Here is a 10,639-nt window from a genome sequence, read left to right on the forward strand (position 1 = left end):
ACCTGCTCGCCCATTCCGCGGGCGCGAACCTGGCCGTGCAGTACGCCGGCCGCTCCCCGAAGCACGTGGGCAGGCTCGCGCTGATCACGCCGAGCGTCCGCGCCGTCGGGATCGCGGTCACCGGAGAGCTGCGGCGCGAGACCGTCCGGCTGCGCCGGGACGAGCCGTGGTTCCCGAGGGCGTTCGCGGCCCTGGAAGCGATCGGGGCGGGCAGGACCACCACCGACATGTGGCAGGCCGTCGCGCCGTTCTCCTACGGCCGGTGGGACGAGGCGGCGCAGGCCCACAAGGCTGCCGAGGACGAGCAGATGAACCCGGAGGTCGTGGCCGCCTTCAACGCCGAGGGCGCGTACGACCCGGACGCCACTCGCCTGGCGCTCGCCCGGTTCGGGTCACCGGTGCTCGTGCTCGCCGGACAGGTCGATCCCGGCGCCCCTCCGCCCGCGGCGGCCGAGTTCGCGAGGCTTTTCCCGAACGCCGAGTTCGCCGTCCGACCCGGAGCCGGGCACTTCCCGTGGCTCGACGACGCGGACGGGTTCGTGGCAGCCACTGCGGCGTTCCTGGCGTGAGCGCTCGCGCCACCGGACGGTGTCCTCGTTGTGGGAAGGCGGCCACCGGCACGGTCGGCGTGAGGAGCAGGTGGTACCCGGCGACGACCGCCGCGAAGCCGGCCGCGATCCGCGCCCGGTCCGGACCGAGAACCGGTGGAATTCTAGGAGCGGATGTGTGTGCGGGCCTGCTCGATCCACTCCGAGACGGCCTTGGCACCGCAGCTCTCGGCGACCGACTCCGCTTCGGCGAGGTGGTGGAACGCCGTCGGCGGGTCGCCGGTTTCGGCCGCGAGGTAGGCCAGCGCCACCAGACCGGCCGCTTCCCCGGGTCTGAAACCGATCTCCCGGCGCAGTGCCAGCGATTCGGTCAACCGCTCGCGGGCCAGATCGAAGTGACCCGCGTCCTTGTCGGCGAAGCCGAGATGGCGAATCGCATAGGGCATGGTCATCCGGTCGTCGACGGATTTCGCCCGCGCATGGGACCGCTCGAAGTACGGCCTGCCGGTGGCACCGTCACCCTTGACCACCTGGTGCCGGCAGCCGACCCAGAACAACGCTTCCGCCTCACCGGACGCGTCCCGTGCAGTACCTTGCCCCGCGCCATGGAAAGCGGCGCCTCGACCGCGTCGAGTACGTCGTCGGACAGGTCCAGTGCGGACGTGTCCCCGACGAACATCGCCGCTTCGAACAGCTCTCCCGCACGTTCGATCCAGTCCTGCCCGTGCATACGCCGCCCCCTCCTGTGCTTCAGGCCCAGCAGCCGTTGACGGTTGCGGCCAGGCCGTCCATGGCGTCCTTGATGGCGTTCGGGTCGGCCGTGGAGCCGTTCTCGACGAAGGAGAACACCTTCCATCTGCCGTCCTTGCCCTGCGTCAGGCCGCTCAGCGCGATGGCGCCGGTGAGGGTGCCGGTCTTGGCGTGCACCTTGCCCACGGCGCACTCGGAGTCGGGGTCGTCGAAGCGGCCGTACTCCGGACCGAGGGTGCTGCCGGCCTCCCCGGAGACGGGCAGGCCGTCGAGGACGGAGCGGAGGGTGTGCGCATGGCGCGGTTCCGTCAGCAGTTCGAGGATCTGCGCGAGGGTGGCGGCCGGGATGCGGTCGGCCCGGGACAGGCCACTGCCGTCGTAGAGCTCGAAGTGGTCGAGGGACACGCCGTACACGTGGCTCAGGATGTGGCGCACCACCTCGGTGCCGCCCGCGAAGGTGGCCGGCCGGCCCGCCCCCAGGGCGGTCATCCGCAGCAGGGTCTCGGCGATGTCGTTGTCGCTGTGCTTGAGCATCGTGTGCACGATGTCCGACAGCGGCGCCGACCGGTGCCGGGCGACCGGCACGTCCCGTGCCCCCGCGGTGGCGCGGGTGACATCGCCGTCGACGGTGACTCCGGCGTCGACGAGCTGCTTGGCGAAGACCTGACCGGCGTCGATCGATGTGTCCTGGACACCGTGCCCGTCGACCACGAGCGCCCTGACCGGGGCGACGGTGTCCGGGTAGTAGCCGTCGTTCCAGCCGTTGGCCAGGGTCGGCTCGGGGAACAGGCTGTCGTCCACCGCGACTTTCACGGAGCTCAGGCCCGCCGCCTTCAGCCCGGCGACCGCGGTCTTCGCCAGCTCGGCGAGGTCGGCGGTGGTCAGGGTGCGGTCGCCGCCGCCGACGAGGGTGAGGGTGCCGTTGCCGTACACGACCTTCGTGGTGAACCGGTGGTTCGGGCCGAGCACGGTCAGGGCCGCGGTCGATGTGGCGAGCTTGGCGTTGGACGCCGGCATCAGCGCGGTGGCGGCGTTGTGGCCCCAGACGGTCGTGTCCGACGTGGCGTCCAGGACCACACCGCTGACGTCTGAGCCCAGCCGCTGGTCGAGCACACGGGTCTCGAGGTTGGCGGCCATCTGCTGGTCGTCGGCGTCCGCGGCGCCGGTCTTGGCCGTCCCGCCGGTCTTGCCCGCGGCGAAGGCGGAGGGACCCGCCAGCGCGGCCGACGCGACCGGTACGGCGACGGCGAGGACGAGGGCCCGGCGAAGACCCGTGCCCGTACCGCTCGGCCGGGGCTTGCGATGCCGGCGCCGGCCTTCCGGGAGGAAGGTCTGCGCCGGCGTCTCGGCAGCTGTGTCGTTCATGGGTGTCGGCCGACTTTCGGAACGGGGGCCTGATCAGGATGAAAAGCGAGCGCAGAGTATCAGCTGCCTCAGAGTCCTCGCGTGCACCAACTGGGTTGCGAAGTAGTCGAGTTGTGAATGATGCAGTCGGGTTGGCGGCAAGGGTCGATCAACCACCGGAGAAACAGCCGCCCGTGAATGCCGCAGTGTGTCGTCGTGGAGGCCGGTCCTCGTCTCGTGGGGGAACACGTCCGACCGGATACAGTGCGCGGGAGGGCAGCTTGGTCAGGGAGGGGAAGCGTGACCGACACCAGCAACACCCGGCCCGCCGAGGGTGAGGCGCAGGCGCCGCGGCGGCGCCGGTTGCACCCCCTGATGCGCTACATCCCCCTGATCGCTCCCGTCCTGTTGTGGGTGGTGCCCTGCTGGGTGCTCCTGTACACCGGCCAGCACTGGCCGCTGGCCGTCACGTCGGCCGGCACCGCCCTGTTCGTCCTCGGTCTCATCGGTATGCCGCTCGCGATGGCGCGCGGCCACGGCCGGCGCCAGCAGGACTGGGCGGCGGTCATCGGTGACACCCTGCTGGGCACCAGCTGGATCGTGTTCACCTGGTCGGTGCTGATCGGTGTCTTCGTGCGGCTCGCACTGACCGTGGCCGGTTTCGGCGAGAGCCAGGACAGGGCCCGGATCGTGACGTGGGCCGTGCTCGGCGTGGCCGCCGTACTGCTCGCCTGGGGATACGCCGAGGCCCGCCGCGTGCCACGGGTGCGCCGGCTCGACGTGCGACTCCCGCGGCTGGGTACCGGGCTGGACGGCCTCCGCGTCGCCCTCATCACCGACACCCACTACGGTCCGCTCGATCGTGCCCGCTGGTCGGCACGCGTGTGCGAGACGGTGAACGCGCTGGAGGCCGACCTGGTCTGCCACACCGGCGACATCGCGGACGGCACGGCCGAACGCCGCCGGGCCCAAGCCGTCCCACTCGGCACCGTGCGGGCCACCCGGGCCCGGGTGTACGTCACCGGCAACCACGAGTACTACAGCGAGGCCCAGGGCTGGGTCGACCTCATGGACGAGCTGGGCTGGGAGCCGCTGCGCAACCGCCATCTGCTGCTCGAACGCGGCGGCGACACCCTCGTGGTCGCCGGTGTGGACGACGTCACCGCCGAGTCCTCCGGCCTGGCGGGGCACCGCGCCCATCTCGCCGGAGCCCTGCACGGCGCCGACCCGGACCTTCCCGTCCTGCTGCTGGCCCACCAGCCCAAGTTCATCGACCGGGCGGCGGCCGCCGGCGTCGATCTCCAGCTCTCCGGTCACACCCACGGCGGGCAGATCTGGCCCTTCCACCACCTGGTCCGCATCGACCAGCCCGTCCTCGCCGGCCTCAGCCACCACGGCACCCGCACCCTCCTGTACACCAGCCGCGGCACCGGCTTCTGGGGCCCGCCCTTCCGGGTCTTCGCCCCCAGCGAGATCACCCTGCTGGTACTCCGCTCCCCGCAGCTGCCCACGTCGCCGTAGCACGAGGCGGGCCGGTACCGGTCTGCTCGCGCCGCCGCCGGCTGGAGGTGCCGACCGGTCTCACCGCGCGGCGTCCGCCCGGACCGCCGAGTCGAGCGGCCGCCGCTCGGCGCCGATCGGGTCCGCTCCTTCCGGAGCCACTGCCCCGACGGTCCAGGAACCAGGTCCCCCTCCTCGCGGAGGCCGTCCGGGCCGCCGCGGCCGGTGACCCGCTGGTCTCGCCCTCCGGGCCGGTCCGTCTGCTCAGGCACCTCGGCGCGCAGCCCGGGCCGGTCCCGAAACCGGCCGCGCAACGGCGCGCCGTGCCGCTGACCGAGCCGCTGACCGACCGCGAACCGGACATGGTCCGGCTGGTGGCCGTCGGCCGCACCAACGCCGAGACCGCCGCCGGGCTCTGCGTGCCGCTCTCCACGGTCAAGACCCGTCTGTCCAGCGTCCGGGCCAGGCTGTCGGCCCGGAACCGGGTCGAGATCGCCGCCTGGTCCTGGCGCAACGGCCACGACTGACCGGGACCGTACGAGAGGCGGCCGGTCAGTGGCCGTCTCGGTGGGCGTGTGCCGCCGCGAGCAGGAGGTAGCTGCCGGCCGTCCAGGTGTAGGCACGGTCGCGCAGGCCGGTTCCGGTGACGGCGTCGAAGTTCTCGGCGAATCCGTGGGTCTCGCACAGGACACGGAACCGGGCGCTGATGTCGTCGGCGAGCCGTTGGTGGCCGGCGCGGCGCAGGCCGTCCTCGACGAGCACGGTGGCGGGAGCCCAGATCGGACCGCGCCAGTAGCCGTCGGCGAGGTAGTGCGGCGAGGTGGGCAGTTCGGTGGCAAGTCCGTACGGGGTCAGGTGGGCCTTGATGCGGTCGGCCAGCGCGCTGCTGACCTCACGGGGCAGGTGTTCGCCCAGCGCTATGGGCATCAGGTCGAGGAGGCCGGCGCTGCTCCAGGTGTCCCCGCTGGCGACTCCCCGGGCGACGAACCGCTCACCGGTCCAGAGCTGGTCGAGCAGTGCGGCCTGGGTTTCCTCGGCCGCGGCCGTCCAGCGGCGCGCCGCGTCCTCCTTGCCCAGTTCCTCGGCCAGTTCGGCGAGTTCGCGCAGCTGGAGCACGAGGAAGGCGGCCAGGTCGGCGGTGACGACGACGCGCTCCGGGTCGAAGGTGGTGGCGTTGTCCCAGCCGCTGTCGTTGCCGTGCTGGTAGTAGGGCAGTTCGGCGCCGGGGGCCCGTCGTGCGGTGAGCCAGAAGGCGGTCCAGCGCTCCAACCTGGCGTACACCTCGCCCAGTTGGTCCTGGCGGAGCGGTGCCGGCAACAGACGGCGCAGGTGGCCGAAGGCCCACCCGTGGATGGGCGGCTTGACGAAGTTGTACAGGACCTCGGAGTGGGTGACCGAGTCGGGCAGGGCGCCGGCGGCCTCCTGGTGGTCGAAGGGCAGCGCGAACTGGTCCAGGGCGAGTTCGGGGCAACCGGGTGCAAGGGCGAGGGCGTTGAAGCAGTGGTCCCAGCTCCAGACCTTGTCCATCCAGTGCTTGGACATCAGCACGGCGGGCCGGGTGACCAGGCCCGCCGGCCGTACGGTCGCCGACCAGAGGACGTAGGCGGCGAGTTCGGCGGCCGGTGTGGCGGGCGAGCGCCAGGGGGCGACGGCGTCGGCGAAGTCCGCGAACGCACGCCGCGCGGACTCCACGACGTCGTCGAAGGTCCCCGAGGACACGTACGGGGGGCGTGCGGTGTCGAGTTCGTCGATCGCGATCTCCCAGGTCCCGCCCGCGTCCGCGGTCACGGCCACGCCGCGGTCGGCGCTGCCCAGGGTCTGCACTTCGGTCACCTCGGCGAGGATGCCGGACAGCACGGTGACGCGGTAGCGGCGCCCGGTCTCGTACGACGTGAAGACGTGCCCGGCGGCCGCCGGGTCGTGGAAGAAGTACGTGCCGCTGAACGGGGTCAGTGCCCGCGCGGCGGCGAGGACTCCGATGCCCAGGCCGCTGCCCCGCAGGCGTACGGTGTCCGGCGACTCGTAGGCGAGGTCGACGCGTCCGCTCTCGCCGATCCAGCTGAGCAGGCCCGGTGTCGCCTCGACGCTGGTCTCGGCCCGGTCGTGCTCCGCCGTGGTGTCCAGGGGGACCAGGCGCAGGACGCCGTGCATGCCGTTCTGGTGGGACACGAGGTGGAGGTCCTCGGCGTACGTCTTCTCCGCCACCACGGGCGAGAGGTCGAACCAGGACCCGTAGGTGCTGAACGGGATGTCGTGGACGGAGAAGGCCGGGCCGGGCGGGGCGGCGGTCATGTGACGTGACTCGTTTCTGGAGGCAGGGGGCTGCGGCGGACCGGTGGTGGCGGGCCGGCGGGTTCAGTCCTTGACGGCGCCGGCGGTCACACCGGCGGCGACGTACCGCTGGGCGAGGACGAGGATCACCGCGGCCGGCAGTGAGGCCACGACGGCGGTGGCCATGATGGCGTTCCACTGCTGGTTGTTGTTGCCGATGTAGTGGTAGATGCCGAGGGTGATCGGCTCATGGGCGCCGCCGTTGACCAGGGTGCTGGCGAAGACGAAGTCCGACCAGGACCACAGGAAGGCGAACAGGGACACCGTGACGACGGCGTTGCGGCTCATCGGCAGCACGACGGACCAGAAGGTGCGCAGCGGGTTCGCTCCGTCCACCTGCGCGGCCTGGAGGAGTTCGCCGGGGATGCCGGACATGAACGCCGTGAAGATCAGCACCGCGAACGGCACGGCCAGGGTCGAGTCGGCGACGATCAGTCCGGGGACGGACTGGAGCAGGCCGAGTTGGAGGTAGACGGCGTAGAAGCCCATCGCCATGATGATGCCGGGGATCATCTGCGCGGCCAGCAGGACGAAGCTCATGACGCCGCCGCCGCGCGGGCGCAGCTTGGCCAGCGCGTACCCGGCGGGGGCGGACAGGGCGACGGTCAGCGCCACGGTGCCCAGGCCGATGACCAGGCTGGTGCCGAGGTAGGGCAACTGCTCGCCGAGGACGGCTCGGTAGCCGGCCAGGGTGCCGTGCAGCGGCAGCAGGTCCGGTGGGCTCTTGCGCATGTCCTGGTCGCGGGTGAGGGAGACGTTGAGCATCCAGTAGACCGGGAAGAGCATGATCCCGGTCAGCACGACGCCGATCGTGGTCTTCACCCGGGTACGCCGGTGTGTGCGGCTCATGACAGGGCCTGCTTCCTCTGTACGCGGACGTAGACCAGGCCGAAGGCCAGTGCGGCGACCACGAGCAGGTTGCCGACGGCCGCGCCCGGGCCGAAGGCGGGCAGCAGGTTGCCGAAGGAGAGTTGGTAGGACCAGGTGGCGAAGGTGGTGGAGGAGTCGGCCGGGCCGCCCTTGGTCATGATCCAGATGATGTCGAAGACCTTGAGCGTGTAGACCAGCCCCAGCAGCAGGGTGATCGCGGACACCGGGCGCAGCAGCGGGAAGGTGATGGACCAGAACCGGCGCCAGGCACCCGCTCCGTCCAGCGCGGCCGCCTCGTACAGGCCGGCCGGGATGGACTGCAGGCCGCTGTGGAGCACGACCAGGTTGAACGGGACGCCGATCCAGATGTTCGCGATGATCACGGCGGTCAGGGACCAGGACGGCGAGGTCAGCCAGTTCACCGGCGCGATGCCGACGGCGTGCAGGGCGGCGTTGACGATTCCGGAGTCGCTGTTGAGCATCCACGACCAGGTGGAGGCCGAGACGATCAGCGGCAGCAGCCACGGCACGAGGAACAGGGCGCGCAGGGTCGCCGACAGGGGGAAGTTCTGGTGGAAGAAGACGGCGAGGGCGAGCCCGATGGCGTACTGGAAGACCAGGCACACGGCGGTGAAGAGGACGGTGTGCAGCAGGGCCGGGGTGAAGGTCGGGTTGTCGAAGACGGTGCGGTAGTTCGCCAGGCCCGTGAACGGCGCGTCGCCCTGGACGAACGAGCGGACGGTGTAGTCGCGCAGGCTCAGGTCGAGGTTGCGGTAGAGCGGATAGGCGTAGAAGAGGGCGAGATAGACGGTCACTGGGGCGAGGAATGCCCAGGCGGCCCACTGGGTGGAGGTGGGCCGGGGGCGTTCGCCGCCGCGGGCCCGGGGCTGCTTCATCGGGTTCACGTCACTTGGCCGCGGCCTGTGCGGACGTCAGTGCGTCCTTGGGCGACGTGGACCCGCTGAGGGCGGACTGGACGGCCTTCCACAGCTGTTCGGAGATCTTGGGGTACTTGGTGCCGAGGTCGTCACTGGTGCGGCCCTTGGCCGACCTGACCGCGTCGACCCACGGCTTCAGCTCGGCGTTCGCGGCGACCTGCTTGTCCTGGACCAGGCGGGTCGGGGCCACGTAGGACAGGGTGGTGTCGGTGGTGTAGAGGTTGGCGGTGCTGGTCAGGCAGGTGGCCAGCCGCTGTGCCGTGGTGTAGCGGGCGGTGTCCTTCTGGACCGGTATGGTCACGAACTCGCCGCCGGTCGGGGCCGCGGCGTTGCCTCCGGTCGCGCCGGGGACGGGCAGCACGCCGTAGTCGAAGCCGGCCTTCTCGGCGTTGGCGAGCTGCCAGGTGCCGTTCTCGCTGAACGCGTAGTCGCCGCTCGCGAACTCCTGCCAGCTGGTGGTCTGGGTGTTGTTGAGGACCGAGTTCGGGGCGTAGCCCTGCTTCAGCCAGTCCTTCCACAGGGCGAGTGCCGACACGGCCTGGGAGGAGTCGAGTCCGGTCAGCTTCGCGCCCGCGCCCCAGAACCACGGCAGGAACTGGAAGCTGCCCTCCTCGGTGCCGATCGCCGAGAAGGTGATGCCCTTCTTGCCGGCCTTCTTGACCTTGGCCAGCGCCGCCGTGAGGGTGTTCCAGTCCTTGACCGAGGCGATGTCCACGCCGGCCTTCTTCAGGACGTCCTTGTTGTAGTAGAGGGCCAGGGTGTTGGCGCCGATCGGCGTGCCGTAGGTCTTGCCGCCGGACTGGCCGGCCGCGAGCAGGTTGGGGTCGACCTTCGAGGTGTCCAGCTTGTTCTCGTCGGTCGTGGTGAGCACGCCCGCCTCGGCCAGTGTCGACACCACCGGGTTGTCGACGATGAGGACGTCCGGCGAGTTGCCCTGCTGGGCGGCGAGGAGTGTCTTGTTGCCCAGGTCGCTGGTGTCGAAGCCGGTGCGCTTGACCTTGACACCGGCCTTGGTGCCGCACTGGTCGAGCAGCTTCGCCCAGGCCGAGGTCCTGTCGAACTGCGGGTAGGGGTCCCAGATGGTGTACGTGCCGGTGCCGGCGCCCTTGCTGCCGGTGGTGCCGGAGCCGGAGGAGCAGGCCGTCGCGGTGACGGTGACGGCCAGCGCGGTGAGAGCGGCGGCGGTCAACCGGCGGTGTCTGAAGGAGCTGTTCATGGCGGGAGGTCCTTTGTTCTGGGCATGCGGGTGCCGGGGCACGGGGTGGTCGGAGGCGAACGGGCACGCCGAACAGCGCCGGTGGGCGATCGGCGAGGGAACGGGGCGCAGGTCTACCCGGCGACGGAGACGGAGACGGTGACGGTGGCGGCGATGACGGTGGCGGCGGTCAGGAAGCCGTGTGCGGACCGGTGCTGGCCCGTAGGGAGATCGGCGGTACGAGGAGGTGGTGCCGGGGCGGTGCGTCGGGGTGGTCGAGGCGCTCCACGAGCAGGTCGACGGCGAGCCGGCCCAGTTCCTCCGCCGGTACGTCGGCGGCGGTGAGCCGCGGTGTCACCGTTTCGGCCCAGCGGGCGGCGACGACCCCGGTGACGGAGAAGTCGCGCGGCACATGGCGGCCCGCCTGGGCGAGCCCCCGGTAGAGCCCGCCCAGCGCGGCCTCGTTCAGCGTGACGAGACCGGTGGTGGCCGGCTCGTCGTGCAGGATCTGTTCCAGGCAGGCCTGGCCGGATGCCGCGTCGTCCCCGCAGCTGTACGTCCGCACGGTCAGCCCGCGCTCGGCGGCGGCTTTGGTGAAGCCGTCCAGGCCGCGGTGCGCGGACTCGTATCCGGCCCGCAGGAGCTGCTCGGGCCGGTTGACGAAGGCGATCCGGCGATGGCCGAGGTCCGCCAGGTGGTGCACGCACGCCGCCGCGAGGGCGGTGTGGTCGAGCCCCACCCACCAGCCGCCTTCCGGGTGGGCGGTACGGCCGATGGCGACGGCGGGGAAGCCCAGCTCGGCCAGGTGGTCGACCCGGTCGTCCGCCAGCCTGATCTCCATCAGGATCGCGCCGTCGACGCGCCGCTCCCCCAGCAGCCGCTGGAACGAGCGGTCGCTGTCCACACCGCTCGGTGAGAGCAGCACGTCGTAGTCGTGGACCGCGGCGGCCTCCACCACACTGCCGATGAAGTCCAGTTGCATTCCGGTGTAGTGGTTGCCGGCCGGCGGGAAGACCAGGCCGATCGTGTTCGTCCGGCCGTTGGCGAGCGCCCGGGCGCTGGCGTTCGGGCGGTAGCCCAGCTCGTCGATGACCTGCTGGATCTTCCTCCGGGTGTCGTCCGAGACCGGGCGCTTGCCGCTCAGCGCGTACGACACGGTGCTC

At 71.3% G+C, this 10,639-nt stretch carries 9 protein-coding genes and 1 pseudogene; 3 read left to right on the forward strand and 7 right to left on the reverse strand.

Going from position 1 to position 10,639, the window contains the following annotated elements:
- Window positions 1–569 (forward strand): alpha/beta hydrolase (locus ABZ646_RS29960; protein WP_360525525.1); only part of this gene is annotated, 569 nt, incomplete at its 5' end.
- A gap of 143 nt (window positions 570–712) precedes the next feature.
- Here the strand turns inward: ABZ646_RS29960 and ABZ646_RS29965 are convergent.
- Together ABZ646_RS29965 and dacB are read right to left on the reverse strand one after the other, a co-directional pair.
- Entirely contained in the window at window positions 713–1,105 is a 393-nt protein-coding gene (locus ABZ646_RS29965; RefSeq protein ID WP_360525528.1) for a tetratricopeptide repeat protein, read from the reverse strand.
- A 193-nt stretch (window positions 1,106–1,298) separates the two neighbouring features.
- Window positions 1,299–2,663: a D-alanyl-D-alanine carboxypeptidase/D-alanyl-D-alanine-endopeptidase gene (dacB, locus tag ABZ646_RS29970; protein WP_360525531.1), complete on the reverse strand. Its 1,365-nt coding sequence runs from the start codon at window positions 2,661–2,663 to the stop codon at window positions 1,299–1,301.
- 279 nt (window positions 2,664–2,942) lie between these two features.
- On the opposite strand from dacB, the gene ABZ646_RS29975 reads away from it, so the two are divergent.
- Together ABZ646_RS29975 and ABZ646_RS29980 are read left to right on the forward strand one after the other, a co-directional pair.
- Window positions 2,943–4,163 (forward strand): metallophosphoesterase, encoded by a 1,221-nt coding sequence (locus tag ABZ646_RS29975; protein ID WP_360525534.1) that lies wholly within the window; start codon window positions 2,943–2,945, stop codon window positions 4,161–4,163.
- 170 nt (window positions 4,164–4,333) lie between these two features.
- A pseudogene (locus ABZ646_RS29980) lies at window positions 4,334–4,669 on the forward strand (helix-turn-helix transcriptional regulator); the annotation flags it as partial.
- A 25-nt stretch (window positions 4,670–4,694) separates the two neighbouring features.
- Here the strand turns inward: ABZ646_RS29980 and ABZ646_RS29985 are convergent.
- The 5 genes from ABZ646_RS29985 to ABZ646_RS30005 form a co-directional block, all read right to left on the reverse strand.
- The gene (locus tag ABZ646_RS29985) at window positions 4,695–6,434 is read right to left on the reverse strand and encodes a trehalase family glycosidase (protein WP_360525536.1); all 1,740 of its coding nucleotides are present in this window, start codon (window positions 6,432–6,434) and stop codon (window positions 4,695–4,697) included.
- Window positions 6,435–6,497: 63 nt separating this feature from the next.
- Window positions 6,498–7,322, reverse strand: a complete 825-nt coding sequence (locus tag ABZ646_RS29990) for a carbohydrate ABC transporter permease (RefSeq protein WP_360525539.1) — start codon at window positions 7,320–7,322, stop codon at window positions 6,498–6,500.
- Window positions 7,319–8,239 carry a sugar ABC transporter permease gene (locus ABZ646_RS29995; RefSeq protein ID WP_360525542.1) on the reverse strand — a complete coding sequence of 307 codons (921 nt, stop codon included), beginning with the start codon at window positions 8,237–8,239 and terminating at the stop codon, window positions 7,319–7,321. The genes ABZ646_RS29990 and ABZ646_RS29995 overlap by 4 nt, the downstream gene beginning before the upstream one ends.
- Window positions 8,240–8,249: 10 nt before the next feature.
- Window positions 8,250–9,497, reverse strand: coding sequence for a sugar ABC transporter substrate-binding protein (locus ABZ646_RS30000; protein ID WP_360525545.1), 1,248 nt, complete (start codon window positions 9,495–9,497; stop codon window positions 8,250–8,252).
- Between the two features lie 169 nt (window positions 9,498–9,666).
- Window positions 9,667–10,639, reverse strand: a 973-nt coding sequence (locus tag ABZ646_RS30005; protein WP_360525548.1) for a LacI family DNA-binding transcriptional regulator, incomplete at its 5' end; no start/stop codon positions are given.

Origin of the sequence: Streptomyces sp. NPDC007162, assembly GCF_040634175.1 — a bacterium.
In the GTDB taxonomy this organism is placed as follows: domain Bacteria; phylum Actinomycetota; class Actinomycetes; order Streptomycetales; family Streptomycetaceae; genus Streptomyces.

Bases quoted from the DNA above. Each gene is read 5' to 3' on its own strand.
- dacB (WP_360525531.1), bottom strand. From the start codon at position 2,663: ATGAACGACACAGCTGCCGAGACGCCGGCGCAGACCTTCCTCCCGGAA.
- ABZ646_RS29995 (WP_360525542.1), bottom strand. From the start codon at position 8,239: ATGAAGCAGCCCCGGGCCCGCGGCGGCGAACGCCCCCGGCCCACCTCC.
- ABZ646_RS29985 (WP_360525536.1), bottom strand. From the start codon at position 6,434: ATGACCGCCGCCCCGCCCGGCCCGGCCTTCTCCGTCCACGACATCCCG.
- ABZ646_RS30000 (WP_360525545.1), bottom strand. From the start codon at position 9,497: ATGAACAGCTCCTTCAGACACCGCCGGTTGACCGCCGCCGCTCTCACC.
- ABZ646_RS29990 (WP_360525539.1), bottom strand. From the start codon at position 7,322: ATGAGCCGCACACACCGGCGTACCCGGGTGAAGACCACGATCGGCGTC.